This is a genomic window from Pseudomonas sp. BF-RE-22 (assembly GCF_019956155.1).
GTDB lineage: Bacteria > Pseudomonadota > Gammaproteobacteria > Pseudomonadales > Pseudomonadaceae > Aquipseudomonas > Aquipseudomonas migulae.
Genome location: NZ_JAHBDD010000042.1, coordinates 1 through 15,734, shown reverse-complemented (window position 1 = coordinate 15,734; position 15,734 = coordinate 1). Strand labels below are relative to the sequence as shown.

At 60.3% G+C, this 15,734-nt stretch carries 16 protein-coding genes; 9 read left to right on the top strand and 7 right to left on the bottom strand.

Annotated elements, in window-relative coordinates; all coding sequences use genetic code 11:
• The first annotated feature begins 83 nt into the window (after positions 1–83).
• The gene (locus tag KGA82_RS19675; protein WP_223451990.1) at positions 84–1,217 is read left to right on the top strand and encodes a hypothetical protein; all 1,134 of its coding nucleotides are present in this window, start codon (positions 84–86) and stop codon (positions 1,215–1,217) included.
• A gap of 58 nt (positions 1,218–1,275) precedes the next feature.
• Positions 1,276–2,427 (top strand): glycosyltransferase 61 family protein, encoded by a 1,152-nt coding sequence (locus KGA82_RS19670; RefSeq protein WP_223451975.1) that lies wholly within the window; start codon positions 1,276–1,278, stop codon positions 2,425–2,427.
• Here the strand turns inward: KGA82_RS19670 and KGA82_RS19665 are convergent.
• The 7 genes from KGA82_RS19665 to KGA82_RS19635 form a co-directional block, all read right to left on the bottom strand.
• The gene (locus KGA82_RS19665; protein ID WP_008041091.1) at positions 2,424–3,848 is read right to left on the bottom strand and encodes an undecaprenyl-phosphate glucose phosphotransferase; all 1,425 of its coding nucleotides are present in this window, start codon (positions 3,846–3,848) and stop codon (positions 2,424–2,426) included. The two genes, KGA82_RS19670 and KGA82_RS19665, sit on opposite strands and share 4 nt — an antisense overlap.
• A gap of 384 nt (positions 3,849–4,232) precedes the next feature.
• On the bottom strand, positions 4,233–4,754 hold the full coding sequence (locus KGA82_RS19660; protein ID WP_008041092.1) for a hypothetical protein: 522 nt from the start codon (positions 4,752–4,754) through the stop codon (positions 4,233–4,235).
• Between the two features lie 125 nt (positions 4,755–4,879).
• Positions 4,880–5,401 carry a methylamine dehydrogenase light chain gene (locus KGA82_RS19655; protein ID WP_008033908.1) on the bottom strand — a complete coding sequence of 174 codons (522 nt, stop codon included), beginning with the start codon at positions 5,399–5,401 and terminating at the stop codon, positions 4,880–4,882.
• Between the two features lie 17 nt (positions 5,402–5,418).
• Positions 5,419–6,039, bottom strand: a complete 621-nt coding sequence (gene mauD / locus KGA82_RS19650; protein ID WP_207285939.1) for a methylamine dehydrogenase accessory protein MauD — start codon at positions 6,037–6,039, stop codon at positions 5,419–5,421.
• 3 nt (positions 6,040–6,042) lie between these two features.
• Positions 6,043–6,582, bottom strand: a complete 540-nt coding sequence (locus KGA82_RS19645; RefSeq protein ID WP_223451974.1) for a MauE/DoxX family redox-associated membrane protein — start codon at positions 6,580–6,582, stop codon at positions 6,043–6,045.
• Between the two features lie 13 nt (positions 6,583–6,595).
• A complete protein-coding gene (locus KGA82_RS19640) occupies positions 6,596–7,744 on the bottom strand; it encodes an amine dehydrogenase large subunit (protein ID WP_192229052.1) in 1,149 nt (382 codons plus the stop codon).
• A 283-nt stretch (positions 7,745–8,027) separates the two neighbouring features.
• Positions 8,028–9,509, bottom strand: coding sequence for a sensor histidine kinase (locus KGA82_RS19635; protein WP_223451973.1), 1,482 nt, complete (start codon positions 9,507–9,509; stop codon positions 8,028–8,030).
• 342 nt (positions 9,510–9,851) lie between these two features.
• Here KGA82_RS19635 and KGA82_RS19630 point away from each other — a divergent pair, with 342 nt between their 5' ends.
• Genes KGA82_RS19630 through KGA82_RS19600 form a run of 7 tightly spaced genes read left to right on the top strand, consistent with a single transcriptional unit; the run spans position 9,852 to position 15,598 of the window.
• Positions 9,852–11,015: an acyl-CoA dehydrogenase family protein gene (locus KGA82_RS19630; RefSeq protein WP_223451972.1), complete on the top strand. Its 1,164-nt coding sequence runs from the start codon at positions 9,852–9,854 to the stop codon at positions 11,013–11,015.
• A gap of 25 nt (positions 11,016–11,040) precedes the next feature.
• Entirely contained in the window at positions 11,041–11,412 is a 372-nt protein-coding gene (locus KGA82_RS19625; RefSeq protein WP_008033901.1) for a hypothetical protein, read from the top strand.
• A 3-nt stretch (positions 11,413–11,415) separates the two neighbouring features.
• On the top strand, positions 11,416–11,901 hold the full coding sequence (locus tag KGA82_RS19620; protein WP_223451969.1) for a nuclear transport factor 2 family protein: 486 nt from the start codon (positions 11,416–11,418) through the stop codon (positions 11,899–11,901).
• Entirely contained in the window at positions 11,898–13,046 is a 1,149-nt protein-coding gene (locus KGA82_RS19615; protein WP_223451967.1) for an amidase, read from the top strand. The genes KGA82_RS19620 and KGA82_RS19615 overlap by 4 nt, the downstream gene beginning before the upstream one ends.
• Before the next feature lie 20 nt (positions 13,047–13,066).
• On the top strand, positions 13,067–14,350 hold the full coding sequence (locus KGA82_RS19610; RefSeq protein WP_207285946.1) for an aromatic ring-hydroxylating oxygenase subunit alpha: 1,284 nt from the start codon (positions 13,067–13,069) through the stop codon (positions 14,348–14,350).
• Positions 14,347–14,847: an aromatic-ring-hydroxylating dioxygenase subunit beta gene (locus tag KGA82_RS19605; RefSeq protein WP_223416536.1), complete on the top strand. Its 501-nt coding sequence runs from the start codon at positions 14,347–14,349 to the stop codon at positions 14,845–14,847. The genes KGA82_RS19610 and KGA82_RS19605 overlap by 4 nt, the downstream gene beginning before the upstream one ends.
• A 10-nt stretch (positions 14,848–14,857) precedes the next feature.
• On the top strand, positions 14,858–15,598 hold the full coding sequence (locus tag KGA82_RS19600; protein WP_223416537.1) for an SDR family NAD(P)-dependent oxidoreductase: 741 nt from the start codon (positions 14,858–14,860) through the stop codon (positions 15,596–15,598).
• Positions 15,599–15,734 lie beyond the last annotated feature (136 nt).

The window sequence follows — 15,734 nt, the reverse complement described above, 5'->3', positions numbered from 1 at the left end:
GAGCTATCGACTCTCATTTCGAGTGTTTGATCTATTGGTTTGAAAACTCAAATGAACGCTTCTTGATGTGTGCTAATAAGCAAATGAACGCATATATATCAAAACTGATACACAAGTTAATGTCGCCTTCCATGCGATTTGAGCTAAGAAAAGCGCTCGCCTGGTTACGTGATATAGCCGCGCGCGCCTGTGTTTGGCGCTGGGAAATCGCCAGGTTCAAACTGCGGGAAGACAGCCGCTACGACATTCTTTACGTGGGCAGAAAATCCCAGCGGGAATTTGTGAAGGTGCTCCTGGGGGCTGAGCCTCAGGGGGTTGATAACCTGTCGAAATCAGACCGCACGGTCGTTGTCAGTGACATGCCGACCTGGGGTGCATTGTATGTGCCGCAATACCTGAGTGCTGTCGTGCCACTGCGCAGATCCATTGATGAGATTACGGCGCGATACAACACCGAGTTACGGCGCAATCTACGCAAGAACCGGTTGCGCTACGGCATGAAGCAAGCATTGAACGATGATGAGATTGAAACGGCGGATCGGGAAATGCTTCAACCCTATGCCAGGGCCCGTCATGGCGCAGCCGCCTCGCAAATTGCATCACATGAAGTTCAGCGGGTGGCTAAAAGAGCCGGACGCCTCGATCTGGTGGTGTTGGAAGACCAGGTTGTTGCCTGCCATCTGGGGTGCGTCGTCACTCGCGCGGGCAAGCGCTATTGGAGCACCGTGCGTTTTGGCTACCCTGACGAGGTGTTTTCAGATGCCAGGAAATTACGTGAAGTCAATTCCATCACCACGTTCATGGCGCTTGAGTGGGCAATAGAAAACGGATTTGATTACTACGATATCGGGACGTGTCTGGCACGTCCGGACGACGGGCTTCTTGAGTGGAAAAGAAGGCGCGGCGGTGATGTCGATACGCTGGGAAACCATGGCTACGTGTTTGTTCGGCTGCCCAGGACCGGCGCTGCGCAGTTTCTGTGGGAGACGCCGCTTTTTGCTGTTGAAGGCAAACATTTGACACTTCATCTTGGAATACCCGACGGGCCAAGTGATGAAGAAGTTGCAAATCGATATCGTGAAATGGGCTTTGGGGGGCTATCCAAACTGTATCTCCATTGTTCCAGGGAACCGGACGCCACGCTGCTCGATAACTTGCGTAGTCGCTATGCTCATTTGAAGTCGCCGCCCATTTTGCAAACTGTTCTCTGCACTTGAGATATTGAAAAGTAGTTGGCTGTAAATACTGCGCAATCATATTGCGCCGGGGGTGTCTATGTCGGAATTCAGCGCGTTGGCAAGTAGCGGCCCGGCGAAGTGGAGCCTGGCGGCTTATAAACACCTCTTTAAAACACGCCTTGCCCGGAAACCAGCATTAACGCTGCAAAGTATGGCGGTGAAAACCTGGGATATTGCGCCGGGTGAAGTCGCGTTTGCTCAACCCGCCTTCTTTCTTCCCAATCAACTTGAGCGTGTGACGGGATGGGAAGAGCAACTTTTTTATCCCCATGAACATCCTCGTCGCACAATGGAAGGCATCGGTCGTGTTGAACATGGACCGACCCGGGGTTATTTGCTCAAAGATGTCTGGATGATCGATGGCGCGCTCTACAAAGGAAACGCCAAATCCTGGTTGACGCCTGGCGTTGGCCGGCTGCCTGGGGTTCGCGTCGAAAACGAAATCGAGCGCGGCGCGTTGTATTGCACGGCGGGGGGCAACAAGTGGTTTGGCAGTTGGCTGACGGACGATTGCCTGACCTATTCACTGGCCTGCAACGAAGGCGCTCCAGTGACCACGGCTCCCTCCGCCAACATTGTTTCCACCGTCAGGAACGGCATCCTTCACACCCCCGGTTATGAGGACTGGCTTGGCATGAAGCCGGTTCGTTTACGTAATGCGTTTTTTCGTGAACTCGTGATCTTTGACGACATAAGTCAAAATCGCCACAAGCATCTGCGCTTCCGTGCAATGGGCGAAAAGTTGCTGTCCCACGTCAACACGAGCGCTCATCCAGGCGTGTTTATCCTGAGAGGTGGTCGCGGCGATTTACGCTTGTTGCGTAACGAAATGGAGTTGGCTGAGCGTTTGCGTGATCGTCGAGGTTTTCGCATTCTCGACCCGGCGCTGTGCGATGTTGCGACCATTGTCGCGACCTGTGCCGGTGCAAGAACCGTGATAGGGGTCGAGGGCAGTCAATTGATCCATGGGGTTAATGTATTGCCGCCGGGTGGGGCGCTGCTGGTGTTGCAACCTCCCGAGCGCTTCATCTGCTATTTCAAGTACCTGACCGATCGTGATCATCAACACTTTGGTTTTGTCGTCGGTACTCCCGCGGGCAATGGTTTTACTATCGACCCCGATGAGGTCGAGCGCACGCTGGACCTGTTTCCGTCATCGTGCTGCTCCTACAGTTTCACCACGGATTAATAGGCCTGTTTGCCGGAGAAGGCAGATACCGTCCGTAAAAGAATGATGAAGTCGAGCCAGAGCGACCAGTTGTTGATGTACTCGATGTCCGAGTCAACCCGGCGAATCATTTGTTCTACATCTTTCGTTTCACCACGAAGACCCCGCACCTGCGCCAGCCCGGTGATACCCGGTTTAATGTTATGTCGCGCAAAGTAGCCCGAGACATCGGGTGAGTACTGCACGTCGTGTTGAATCGCGTGCGGGCGAGGCCCCACCAGCGACATTTCGCCCATCAACACGTTGAACAATTGCGGCAGTTCATCGAGGCTGGTTTTGCGAATAAAGGCGCCCACCCTGGTCACGCGTGGATCATTCTTTTGTGCCTGCTTGACGGTGCCGTCCGACGGCTGATGGACCACCATGCTTCTGAACTTCCAGATACTGAAAACTTCGCCGCTCCACCCCATGCGTTGCTGACGAAAGAACACGGGGCCGGGGCTATCGATCTTGATCGCAAGGGCAACTAACGCCAGCACTGGCGCCGCAAAAAGCAGGATCAGAAAAGCGCCGACCTTGTCTTCGAGATTCTTCAGAAACAGTCGCATCCCCATCAGCGGAGTTTCGGACAAGGTCAGCACGGGAATGCCGGCAATCTCGCGAACACTGTGGTTGATCAACTTCAAGGCGAAAATGTCAGGCACCCAGTTAACCCTGACGTGTTTGTCGAACAGGCTTAAATAAACCTTCTGAATAACTTCGGAACCACCCACTGGGGTCACAAAATAGACGGTACGAATGGCGTGTTTGACAACCAACTCATCAAGATCAGAGATATTGCCCAGTATCGACAGGCGTGGTGCGCCTTCCACGCCTTCCTTTGCCCAGTCATCGTCCGCGCCAATCAACACACAGCCAACGATGCGTTCACCGAGCCAGGGGTTGTTACTGATTTTCTTGTGGAGGTAGCTCGCCAGCTCGCCCGAGCCAATGATCAGCGAGTTTTCCAGTTGCGTCGGGTGGGCCAGGAATTTCTTCTGCATTTCCCGTGAGGCGAGGTGCAAAAACAACTGGGCGAAATAGCCAAGAACAAATAACTCCCCAACCAATAGCCGCGAATACCGTTCGCTGGTTTTGGTCAGGAAAGCCATGGCAACGAGAAAACCAAAGGTCGCGGTCCATGCCTTCAGAAGCTTGAAGGCTTTGACAGTGAACCCGACATTGCTGCGGTAAATGGCATAGTGGTCGTACACGACGGCCAGCGCGCCAAGCAGCAGCAAGAGCATGATGACGTAGTCTTGCGAGATGAAGCCTATGTGATAATTGATCAAGAACCACGCAACACCGGTTACCGCAACGCAATCGAGACCGGCCTGAACAACGATACTGGTACTGCTTCTTCGCTGGAGAACGGAACGGGTACTGTTAGGCTCAAATATCATCTTTAGACCTCATTTGCTTTCCCTTGCGCTCGGTGATGACGAGATTCAGGTCAACACAGCCCTCATTTGAGAGCCTCAGCGTCACCGACAAGCTGCTCATACTTGTGACAGGTTTGCACCCTCAAATGCGTAAATCCGGTGAGACGAAGACAGGTGCTGTCACTTTAGCACCACTGTGCACACATTCATTCTATAGCTACGGATTCAGACAACATCCATAAATAAAAATGCACTCGGATACAAGGTGCCGGGCAAACCACGGAGAGACGCCTGCACGGCGTTTGCCGCAAGGTCGTCTTGTTATCGCAGAGGAGAGTTGGCGTAGCGGAAGGGCGGGGGAACGGGCCCCCGTTTTTGCAATGACAGCTTTGGTTCAAGCCGTTGTCAGTTGTTCATCCCGTCTTCAATTGCGATGCCTTGCGCACGCATTTGCTGGATCAGGCCGGCGCGGGTGCCGGGGAGGTTGAGCATGGTTTCTGCGCGCAGTGCCGCCACTTCGTCGGCGCTGTAAGGCTGATAGTCGGCCGGCGTGCTTTTGCCCGCCATCCCGTCGGCACGGATCAACCAGTTGAGCAGGTCGGCCAGTTGCGCGTTGTCCAGCGCGGACTGCGACATGCCCGGTACGCGCACGAGAAACTCGCGGCCGCCCGGCACTTTCAGAAAGTTGCCGACAAACCCTGCCATCCGGGGCGTGTCATTCGCGGCAGAACCCATGCCATTGCCCAAGTGGCAACCGGCGCATTGCAGTTGGTAGTTCACGCCAACGCTGTAACCGGCCTGGGCAATCGGTTTTTGCAGGGCTTCATTGCCCGGCGCATGCCGTTGCGCCGGGTCCGGGATGGCCCTGGCATGAACGAGCGGGGCGGTCATGGCGCAGACAAGACCGAGGATGAGCAACCTACCCATAAGCAGCACCTCCACTTGTACAGGAGAAAAACGGACCTGTAGGAGCCAGCTTGCTGGCGATAGCGTTTTCAGAGACGCCATCGCCGGCAAGCCGGCTCCTACAAATAGCCAACCGCAATCAAGCGTTAAACCGCGACGCCACGAATGATCGAAACGGTGCAGTGGTAGATGTGCGATTTTGCGGCCAGGCACCAGTTCACATCGTTGTTGTTGAACGGCCGATAGGCCGGTTCTTCACTGTCGTTACGGGTGCAGGCGCACTGCGCACAGCTCTGCTTACCGCAGCAGTCGTTGTACGAAATGATGTAATCCTTGCCGTCGGCCGGGTTGCGGCAGGTGCCGATCCAGGTCACTTGCGACACTTCCGTGCCCGGCGGACAGGACGTCACCGATCCTCCGCAGCAGCTGCACAAAAAGCCATCGATGGAGCAGTAGCGCCAGTAGTCGCAGGTGTTCGGATCACCCGGGTCACCGGCTTTTGGGTTGTCGGCGGCCAGGGCTTTGCTGGTGCGATCCAGCGGCAACAGCAGCGGCAACGCGGCGCCGGCAACCATCAGAGAACCCATGCGCGACAGCAGTTTGCGTCGTGAGGTTGTGTCGGCAACACGACGAGTCGAACGCTCAAACAACAGATCCAGCAGTTTCATGAAAGTCTCCTGCCTTATCAGTGGCTATGGCCGTGGCTGTGGTCGTGTGCATGCGGCTGGCTGTTGAGGTATTCCTGCAGCGTCGCGCTTTTCAGGTGCTCGACTTCGAACAGGCTGTCCAGGTGCTCGCGGGAATTGACCAGGCCTTTGGCGCGCAGGGTGCCGGTCTTGTCGATCAGCGCAGCGTACGGCAGCTTGCCAATCTGGTAGGTCATGCCCACTTCAGGCCCGACCACATAAGTGGCGTCTTCCAGTTTGTGTTCGGTGATCAGCTTTTGCTGGGCGTCCATGTCGCCGTCGCTGATGAACACCACGTCGAGGCGATCGGCCTGTTCCTTGGCGATGGATTTGATCGCCGGCAGCAGCGACTTGCAGATCGGGCAGGTTGGCGAGAGGAAGAACAGTAGTTGCGATTTCTCGCCGGCATAGCCGAAGTTCACCGGGCGCCCTTTGCGGTCGGAAGCGGTGACCTGTGGCGCGGCTTCATTGACCGCCACGCCCTTGTCCATCATCAATGCACCGGCCGGGGCCAGACGGCCGTGCAGCACACCAATCTGCCGGACCAGGCCCATGACGGCAAACGCCACGGCCACCAGCAGTACCCAGAGCAGAACGTTGGAAACGATTAAGCCTTCCATTGATCACCTACCAATCAGTTTGAGCAGAAGAGGGGAGTTCGCCAGCAAGCCATCGGCTGCGGCGTAAATCAGCAGCGCGACGGCGCTGGCGGCGACAGTCACGAAGCCGTCGAAAAAAACCAGGTCACGAACCACCGGCGAGACACTGGCCAGCAACGCCAGCGCCACCAGCGCGCTGTTGCGCAGCAGCAGAACCGGGCGCAGCGGTTGGGCCTGGTCCGGGCCGGCACAGCCGCAGTCGATATCGCGACGACCGCGCCACAGGTTGATGCCAATCGCCGCTGCATACAGTGCGATCAGGCTGGCGGCGCCCAACGCTGCCCAGGCACGGCTGACCGGTACCAGCAGCGCAAAGGCGATGGCCAGTTCAACCACCGGAATGACGCGTGCGACGGGGCGTACGGCCACGTCGGGCAGCAATTGGTAGTCCGCCAGTTGCCGGGCAAAACGTGCCGGTGCGCGCACCTTGTGGGTCGCGGCACTGGCCAGCAGCACCGCGATGGCGAGGGCGCTGGCAATGATGAAGATCGGATCTAAGTGCATGGCCGAACCTCGGTTAGTAGCTCATGACCTGAGTCGCGGTTTTCGCGACCTTCGCCATGCTGCCGGTGAGCGTGTTGGTCTTCAGGTCGAAGATCTGCAAACCGCCTGCAACGTCGGCGCCCAGCAGCAGCGGCTTGTCGTCGCCGGTCGCCTGCATGCTCCACACCGGAACCGGTGCCTCCAGCGTGGCGACCTTCTTGTGGGTTTTCAGATCAAACGCCCAGATCAGCGGGCTTGGGTCTTCCCACTTCATCGGTTCGTGCGCGTCGTGCATCAGCACGTACAAGCGGTTCAGCTTCGGCGCGACAGCCATCAGCTGCCAGCCGCCCGGTGCCCAGCCGGCCTTCTTTTCCTCGTCGCTGGTCAACGACCAGGACGGCAGGATTTTCGGTGCGTCGGCCGAGAAATCCACCGGGCGCACGGTGCCCGTGGTGGTGGTGAAGTAATAGGTGTCGCCGACGTTCACCGCGCGTTCCACCAGTTTTTCCGCGTTCGGGTCAAAGAACGGCGTGCGGCTGCGTGCGGTTTCCTGGCCCTGATCGTTAAGCGTGATCACTTGCAAGCTGCCGTCGCCGCACAGCGAGGCGAAGCGGCGATTGCCGATCGGGTAGTTGAGCACGCAACCGGGAATCGCCAGTTCGGCGGTGACGGCTTTGGCCTGGGTGTCGACCACGGTCACCGAGGTCGACGGGGTGAAGTTGTAGACGTAGACAAAGCGGTCATCACCGCTGGTCTTCAAGCCGTAGCGCTGGGTCAGCGACTCGGCGCGCTTGGTAGGAATCAACAGCTCCCAGGCCGGCGACAGGGTCGAACTGTCCCAGGCGGTCAGCACGTCGGTGCGGGTGCCACGGGTGCCGCGCGAATAAAAGATGTCGGCGCTGTAGAGGGTTTTCTGATCGTGGCTGAGCGTCGAGGGCGCAGCAAAACCAGTCGGCACCATGCCGAGCACGCGCTTTTTATCGGGGTCGACCACGGTGACACGGCCCGCCACGAAACTTTCGAATTCGACGTCGACGATAAAGGCCCGATGAACTTCCGGCGGAAATGCCAGAACGGTCTGGCCGATCGTGTCAGCGGGCAGATCCGCGCTGGCATTGTTCAAACCCAGTACCAGCAGGCTGAGACTCAGCGCTGACTGTACGGTGATCCTGGTGGCTCGCATTAGGGGGAACTCCCTGAATTATTGTTCGTGCAAATCGCAAGTGCATTGGCAGATTTTTGCAGTTCGATTCTGCCTCGCTGGCAGAAGGGGGGAATTGCTGTGGCTGCCAAGCGTTTGTGTGTCTGTGCCAGTCTCGAAAAACCGGCTGCACACACCGCAATTGCAAGCCAAAACCACTGACCTGTAGGAGCCAGGCTTGCCGGCGAAGGCGTACTCAAGGACGCCTTCGCCGGCAAGCCTGGCTCCTACAGGTTCGTGGTTTGATTCAGGTTCTTCGGCGGTGTCAGGCGGGAGTTGCGAGGGGCAGGGTGAAGGTGAACACGGCACCGCAGGGCTCAAGGTTTTGCGCCCAGATATCGCCGCGATGGCGGCCGATGATGTTTTTGCACAGCGCCAGGCCAATGCCGTTGCCGCTGACCTTGGAGGAGAAGAAACCGTCGAACAGCTTCTCTTGCGCCTGGGCCTGAATGCCGCGACCGCAGTCTTCGATGCGCACCAACGCCACGTCGTTTTCGTGGCTGGCGTGAATGCGCAGCACCCGTCGTTCAACAGGCAGATCGCTCATTTCTTCAATCGCGTTGAACGCCAGATTAAGAATGACCTGACCGATCAGCACCTTCTCGCAGCTCACCCACAGCGGCGCGGGACTGGCGACAATCTCGACGCGGACCAGGCTCGGATCGGCGCGCAGGCTGATGAAATAGCGGGTTTCGCGCAGCAGTTCGTTGAGGTCGATCAGCTCTTCGGCCTGCTCCAGTTTGACCACGTAATCGCGCACGCTTTTGATGATCAGCGACGCATGCTCGATTTGCCGCACGGCGTTTTGCAAACCCCAGGCGACGCCCTGATCCGTGGCGGACTCCTTGCCCAGGCGAATCACTGCGCCTTCGATAAAGTTGCGGGTGGCGGCCAGCGGTTGGCTTAGCTCATGAGCAATGGCCACGGCCATTTCGCCCATGGCGTTGTAGCGCGCCAGGTATTCGAGTTTCTGCTCGCTGACCCGCCGTGCTTCTTCGGCGCGCACTTGTTCGGTGACGTCGCGAAACAGCAGCAGGTGACCGACCAGGTCGTCTTCGATCTCGATAAAACGACACGTCGCCTCATGCCAGCGCCATTCACCGTCGCGGCGTTGCAGGTGGTAGTGCACGCGGAAGGGCGCATGTTCCGGGGTCTCGCTGGCCAGCTGTTGCAGCAGCCGGCGGCGCGAATCGTCGTCGCACCATGACAGGAAGTTTTCGCCGATCAGCGTGTGTTCTTCGCTGTTGAGCAGGTGCGCGCCGGAGTCGCTGATAAAGCGGATATCACCTTCAGGGCCGAGCACCGCGACACCTTCGGCGAGGTCCTGCATGAATGCCTTGAGCCGGCTTTCGAAACGCTTGAGGTCGCGCTTGACCTTGTCCTCCCTGGAGATGTCGCGGAACTGCACCATCAGCACATCGCGACCCTCCAGATGCACCAGCGTCGCGACCGCCTCGGAGAGGATTTCCACGCCTTGCTTGGAGCGATAACACCACTCGATGGCGCGCTGGCCCGTGCGCGCTGCGCCTTCCAGCCAGCGCAGGCCGACCGAACGCCGGTACTTGGGCGCGTCGCGGGTCATGTCCGGGGCTTTCAGCGGCGTCAGTTCTTCCAGGGTAAAACCCAGCGCGTCGAGGGCGGCGGTGTTGGCCCAGAGGATCTCCTTGCTCTGCGCATCGTGAAGAATGATGCACAGCGGCATGGCTTCGATGAGGGTGAAAAAGTCGTGCGGTTTTGGCAGGTACATCGCGCAGTCCTGAGGAACCGGTGAAGGGAAAGTATGGCTTTTTATACCCGCTTGCGCGTGGGGATGCGCTCAGAGGTAACCGGGGGCGGGCTAGGGGATTCCTTTAGTGAAGAGGCTGCACGCACCAATAGTGGCGACCCGACGCGGTTTTTACACTGGGCCTCAATGCAAGGGGCGCCACACATCCCTTCTCCTGTAGGAGCGAGGCTTGCCCGCGAAGAACGATAACGCGGTCTGCCATTGGAAACCGCGGTGCCTCGTTCGCGGGCAAGCCTCGCTCCTACAGGGATCGGTGTTGTCCAGCCTCGGCCCACTAACAATAAGTAAAACGGAGAGAAGCCCATGCTGCGTTCAGCTGTCGCGGAGAAAGACCCTCTGCCAGGCGTCGACGGCAACACCGTCCACCGTCAGGCCTTTGAGCAGGTGCTGGCGGAAGTGCGCCAGCGTCGCGATGAATTCGACGCCGGTTCCCACGTGCCACGGGACATGATCGAGCGCTTCAAGCACGTGGGCATCTACCGCGCCGCCACGCCGAAATGCTTCGGCGGTGACGCCCTGGCGCCGGCGCTGTTCCTGCAAATGATCGAGCGTATTTCCGAAGCCGACGGCTCTGCGGGCTGGGTCGCCAGCTTCGGCAGCGCCGGCGTCTACCTCGCCGCATTGCCGCCGGAAACCCTCGCCGACATCTACGCCCAAAGCCCGGACCTGGTGTTCGCCGGCGGCCTGTTCCCGCTGCAACCCGCCGAGGCTGTCGAGGGCGGCTGGCAGGTCAACGGCACCTGGAAATTCGCCAGCGGCTGCAAGGGCGCCGACTTGCTCGGCGTGGGGATTGGCGCGGCGGGTGGCAAGCCGCGCACCGCGGTGTTCCGTGCGGACCAGGTCGAGATCATCGAAAACTGGGATGTGGTCGGGCTCAAAGGCACCGGCAGTCACGACCTGCGCGTCAGCGACAAACACGTCGACGAACGCTGGACCTTCATCCGTGGCGGTGCCTCGACCATCGACGAGCCGCTGTTCCGCTACCCGTCGATTGCCTACGCCGCGCAAGTGCTCGCCGTGGTCAACCTTGGCCTGGCCCGTGCCGCCCTAGACGAAGTCAGTCGCATGGCCGCCGGCAGCGGCATCACCGGCGCACCGAAAATGGCCGACCGCGCCTACGTGCGCATCGAGATCGCCAAGGCCGAAGCCCGACTGGCCGCCGCCCGTGGCTTCTTCTACAACGCCACCGAGCAAGTGTGGAATTCGATCCTGGCCGGCAACCCGGTCACCGCCGAACAGACCAGCCTGTTGCGCTTGTCCGCGATTCACGTGTCCCAGGCGGGCGCCGCCGTGGTGCAGAGCGCGTACAGCCTCGCCGGCACCACCGCGATTTACCTGCGCCATCCGCTGCAGCGTTACCTGCGCGATTCGATGGTGGTCACCCAGCACGCGTTCCTCAGCGAAGGCCTGTACGACGGCGCCGGCTCGGTGTTCCTCGGCGTGCCGCCGTTCCCTGGCTACATCTGAACCCACTCTTCAAGGATCAATATTCATGTCCCAGACCACCCAAGAACCGCTGCGCGTCGTCTTCTGCATCGGCATCACCCAGAACTTTTTCGACCTGCCCACCGGCGAAGGCCTGAGCGTCTGGAAAGGCTTCAGCCAGATGATGGGCTCGCTCGGCGCCATGCCTGGCATCACTGTGCTCGGCGCGATGGACGATGACCGGCTGATGGTCGGTCCTTCCACCACCTCGCCGTGGACCGTCTACATCATGGCCGACGTCGACTGCCACCAATCGGTGATCGATGCCTGCAACCTGTTCCGCACCACGCCGGTGAACGAGTACAGCCTGTGGCGCTACGCCAAGGTTGAAGCGCGCATCGGTCGTCCACTGACCATCCCTGATGCCGCCAGGGTGTAAGCCATGAACGAGGCCTTGTTGCAGCGTCTGGCGACGCTCGAAGGGGAGAGCCAGGTGCGCCGCTTGATGGCGCGCTACATGGACCTGTGCGACGTGCCGAGGGCGGTCACCCTGGTCAGCGAACTGGCGGAACTGTTCTGCATCGACGCCGTGTGGGAAGGCGTCGGCAGCGTCACCGCGCAGACCTTCGGCGAGCATCGCGGGCGTGAGGCGATTGCGGCGTTCGTCGGCGGTTACTTGCCGCCCTCGGAGCACTTTTGCCTGAACCTGCATTACCTCACCAGCGAGTCGATCCTGGTCGACGGCAGCACCGCGCAGGGGCAGTGGATCATGCAGCAGGTGTCGACCTACGCCGATGGGCGCAGCGAGTTGTTCGGCACGCGCTTGAACATCGATTTTCGCTGTGTCGAGGGTGTCTGGCTGATCGCGCATTTCCGCACGCAACGCTTGTTCAATTCGGACCTCTTCACCTCGGAGTCGGGCGCATGAGCACGTTTATCAGCGAATTTCTACTCGGTGGCGACGGCAAGCGGGTCGCGATCAAGGACTCGATCGACATCGCCGGCCATCCGACCCGCTCGGGCAGTCGTGCGTTTGCCGATGCTGAGCCGGCGCTGCGCAACGCCGACGTGGTGGACGCGATCCTCGACGCAGGCTGGCAAATCGTTGGCAAAACCAATATGCACGAGTTGGCATTTGGCGTGACCGGGATCAACGACTGGACCGGCACGCCGATCAACCCGCAAGCACCGGACCGCGTGCCGGGCGGCTCTTCCAGCGGTTCGGCCGCAGCGGTCGCCGCCGGTCTGGCGGACATCGCCATCGGCACTGACACCGGCGGCTCGGTTCGTGTACCGGCGGCGTGCTGCGGCATTGCCGGGTTGAAACCGACTTATGGGCGAGTCAGTCGGGTCGGGGCGCATCCGGCGGCTTCCAGCCTGGATTGTGTCGGGCCGTTTGCCGCCGACATGGCGGATCTGATCGCGGCAATGCAAGTGATTTGCCCAGGCTTCCAGGTGCAGGGTTTGCCCTCTGGCAATGCGTCGGTGGGTTTCCTTGAAGTCGACTGTGACCCGCATCTTCAAGCAAGCCTCGGTGCCGCCGCCGACAGTGCAGGCTGGCGTCGCAGCCAGCTGCTCCTGAGCGATTTCGAAGCCGCATTCGCCGCCGGCCTCACCGTGATCAATTTTGAAAACTGGGCCGCGTTCGGCCACCTCACGGGTAAAGGCCTGATCGGCGCGGATGTCGAACAACGCCTGCTGGCCGCGAGTCGCACGAGTGCGGCGGACCTGGCGCAAGCGGAGAAAGTCCGCGCGCGCTTCAGCCAGCAAGTGGACGCCGCGCTGGAAGAATTCGCGGTGCTGCTGTTGCCGACGATGCCCAGCCTGCCGCCGACGCTGATCGAAGCCCGCAGCGCCAGCAAAGCGGTGGCCGGCATGACCCCGTTGGTGCGGCCGTTCAACCTCAGCGGCCATCCGGCGCTGACGGTGCCGGTGGAACTGGAGGGCAGCGGATTGAAAGTCGGCCTGCAGATTGTCGGTCGTAAAGGTCAGGACGAGCTGGTCTGCGCCTTCGGTGCGCAGTTGCAACAGAGCATGGCCGGCGAACGGTCGACCCCTAACAAGAAATCATAAAAAGCCATGAGGAGAACCGCATGAGCACTCATGAATACCGGCTGATCGCATCATCGAAAAGCCCGGACGAACTGGTCAGCCACGACCGCGTCGACGTCTCGCTGTACAACGACCCGGCGCTGTTCGAAGCCGAGCTGGAAAAGATTTTCTACCGCACCTGGGTGTGGGTTGCCCACGAAAGCGAAGTGCGCAACAGCGGCGATTTCAAGACCGCGACCATCGGCCGTCGCCCGGTGATTGTGGTGCGCGACAAGAAGGGCAACATCAACGTCCTGGAAAACCGCTGCCGGCACCGTGGCGCCACGGTGTGTGAAAAACACAAAGGCAACGCCACCGGTTTCACTTGCCCGTATCACAGCTGGTCGTACGGTCTGGACGGCAAGCTCCGTGCGCTGCCGTACCCGGACGGCTACGAAGGCATTCTGGAAAAGTCCGAATTGCCGCTGACCAGCCTGCGCGTGGAAAGCTACGCCGGCATGGTGTTCGCCAGCTACAACGACGAGATCGAACCGCTGGAAGATTTCCTCGGCGGCGCCAAACACTGGATGGACCTGTTCATGAAGCAGGGTGCCGGTTTCCCGATCAAGACCCAGGGCGAACACAAGTTCAGCTTCAAGGGCAACTGGAAGATCCAGCTGGAAAACACCACCGACGGTTACCACTTCCCGATCGTGCACAAGTCGTTCATGTCGTCGGTGGATGAAGAAACCTCGGAAATGCTCTCGTTCATGACCGACGAACAAGCGGTCACCCATTCGCTGGGCAACGGCCACAGCGTGATGGTGATGGTGCCGGAGCATGTCGATCTGGACCATGACGACGGCACCGAACAGTTGCAGGAGCGCTTCGCTCACGTCACTGAAGAGCTGTCGAAAACCATGGAGCCTGCGCAAGTCCGTCGCATAGTGCGCTCGCTGCACGGCGCCGGTTTCAACCTGAACCTGTTCCCCAACGTCGCGATGTCGATGTCGTTCTTCCGCGTGCTGCGCCCGGTGTCTGTGACCGAAACCGAGATCCGCCACGTTGCCCTCGGCATGGACGGCGGCCCGGAAATCGCCAACCGCGAACGGATGCGCATTCACGAACACTTCCAGGGCCCGTTCGGTTTCGGCAGCCCGGACGATGCCGAGGCCTGGGACCGTGTGCAGCGCGGTTCGTACGCCGGCGTCGATGCGCCAATCCTGGTCAACCGCGGCCTCAATCGCGAAATCACTGCCGAGAACGGCGACAAAGTCAGCCACGCCACCGACGAAGGCGGCATGCGCGGTGCCTACGACATGTGGAAAAGGATGATGAGCCAATGAGCAATCACGACACCCTGAACGGTTTTTCCGGCCCGTTGGCCCAGGCCATCGAATTCATCTGGCGCGAAGCCGAATTGCTCGACCACAAGAATTACGCCGAATGGGCGACCTTGTGGAGCGACAGCGGCAAGTACATCGTGCCGATCGACCCGGACACCGAGGACTTCGAAGCCAACCTCAACTACGCCTACGACGATGCGCGCATGCGTGACTTGCGCATCGAACGCCTGACCGCTGGCTACTCGCCATCGGCGGTGGACGCGGCAAAAACCATCCGCACGATCTCGCGTTTCCGCCTGGTCGAAGCCGCCGGCGACATCGTCGAAGTCAACTCGGCGCAGTTGCTGTACGCCTACAAGCGCGGCGTGCACACGCCGTTTGTGGCCGACCTGAACCACCGCATCCGTTTCACCGACGGTGTGCCGTCGCTGGAGCGCAAAGTGGTGCGCCTGATCAACTCCACCGACAGCCTGAGCGCGCTCGGCTTCCTTCTGTGAGGGCAACATCATGAGTCGAGTAGCCCTTGTAACAGGTGCCTCGCGCGGACTGGGCGAGTGCATCGCCCGCCGTCTGCACGGGGCGGGTTATCGTGTCGCGCTGGCGGACGTGCGTCTCGAGGGCGTGCGGCGACTGGCTGCCGAGCTGGATGCCAGCGGTGCCAGTGCTGTCGCCATTGAGCTGGATGTGCGCAGCAAGGCCGACTTCCAGCATGCCCGCGACGTGCTGGTCGAGCATTGGGGCGGCTGCGACATCCTGGTGAACAACGCCGGCGTGTCGAAAGTCGCCGCGTTGATGGACATCACCCCGGAGGAGTTCGACGAGTCGATGGCGATCAACCTGCGCGGCACTTTTGTCGCGTGCCAGGTGTTCGGCGCGCACTTTGCCGAGCGTGGTTTTGGCCGCATCGTCAACATCGCCTCGCTCGCCGGGCAGAACGGCGGCACCGCCACCGGCGCGCATTACGCGGCAGCCAAGGGCGGCGTGGCGACGCTGACCAAAGTCTTCGCCCGTGAACTGGCCCCGCAAGGCGTGACGGTCAACAGCATTTCGCCGGGGCCGCTGGACTTGCCGGTGGTGCGCGAAACCGTGGCCCCGGAGCGACTGGAACAGATCCTGAAAATGATCCCGGCCGGCACCCTCGGCGACCCCGGCTACATCGCCGACACCGTGTTGCTGCTGATCGCCGACCACGCCGCCTCCGTAACCGGCGCGTGCTGGGACATCAACGGCGGCCTGTTCATGCGCTAAACAAGGCCTCACACACAACCCTGTAGGAGCCGGCTTGCCGGCGATGACGCCCACATTGGCGATACAAATCTGTAGGAGCCGGCTTGCTGGCGATGGCGTCCTCACCGGCGATGCAAGTCTCAAGGCCGCCATCGCC

Coding starts and splice junctions, on each gene's coding strand:
- KGA82_RS19675 (WP_223451990.1), top strand. CDS start 84: ATGAACGCATATATATCAAAACTGATACACAAGTTAATGTCGCCTTCC.
- KGA82_RS19670 (WP_223451975.1), top strand. CDS start 1,276: ATGTCGGAATTCAGCGCGTTGGCAAGTAGCGGCCCGGCGAAGTGGAGC.
- KGA82_RS19665 (WP_008041091.1), bottom strand. CDS start 3,848: ATGATATTTGAGCCTAACAGTACCCGTTCCGTTCTCCAGCGAAGAAGC.
- KGA82_RS19660 (WP_008041092.1), bottom strand. CDS start 4,754: ATGGGTAGGTTGCTCATCCTCGGTCTTGTCTGCGCCATGACCGCCCCG.
- KGA82_RS19655 (WP_008033908.1), bottom strand. CDS start 5,401: ATGAAACTGCTGGATCTGTTGTTTGAGCGTTCGACTCGTCGTGTTGCC.
- mauD (WP_207285939.1), bottom strand. CDS start 6,039: ATGGAAGGCTTAATCGTTTCCAACGTTCTGCTCTGGGTACTGCTGGTG.
- KGA82_RS19645 (WP_223451974.1), bottom strand. CDS start 6,582: ATGCACTTAGATCCGATCTTCATCATTGCCAGCGCCCTCGCCATCGCG.
- KGA82_RS19640 (WP_192229052.1), bottom strand. CDS start 7,744: ATGCGAGCCACCAGGATCACCGTACAGTCAGCGCTGAGTCTCAGCCTG.
- KGA82_RS19635 (WP_223451973.1), bottom strand. CDS start 9,509: ATGTACCTGCCAAAACCGCACGACTTTTTCACCCTCATCGAAGCCATG.
- KGA82_RS19630 (WP_223451972.1), top strand. CDS start 9,852: ATGCTGCGTTCAGCTGTCGCGGAGAAAGACCCTCTGCCAGGCGTCGAC.
- KGA82_RS19625 (WP_008033901.1), top strand. CDS start 11,041: ATGTCCCAGACCACCCAAGAACCGCTGCGCGTCGTCTTCTGCATCGGC.
- KGA82_RS19620 (WP_223451969.1), top strand. CDS start 11,416: ATGAACGAGGCCTTGTTGCAGCGTCTGGCGACGCTCGAAGGGGAGAGC.
- KGA82_RS19615 (WP_223451967.1), top strand. CDS start 11,898: ATGAGCACGTTTATCAGCGAATTTCTACTCGGTGGCGACGGCAAGCGG.
- KGA82_RS19610 (WP_207285946.1), top strand. CDS start 13,067: ATGAGCACTCATGAATACCGGCTGATCGCATCATCGAAAAGCCCGGAC.
- KGA82_RS19605 (WP_223416536.1), top strand. CDS start 14,347: ATGAGCAATCACGACACCCTGAACGGTTTTTCCGGCCCGTTGGCCCAG.
- KGA82_RS19600 (WP_223416537.1), top strand. CDS start 14,858: ATGAGTCGAGTAGCCCTTGTAACAGGTGCCTCGCGCGGACTGGGCGAG.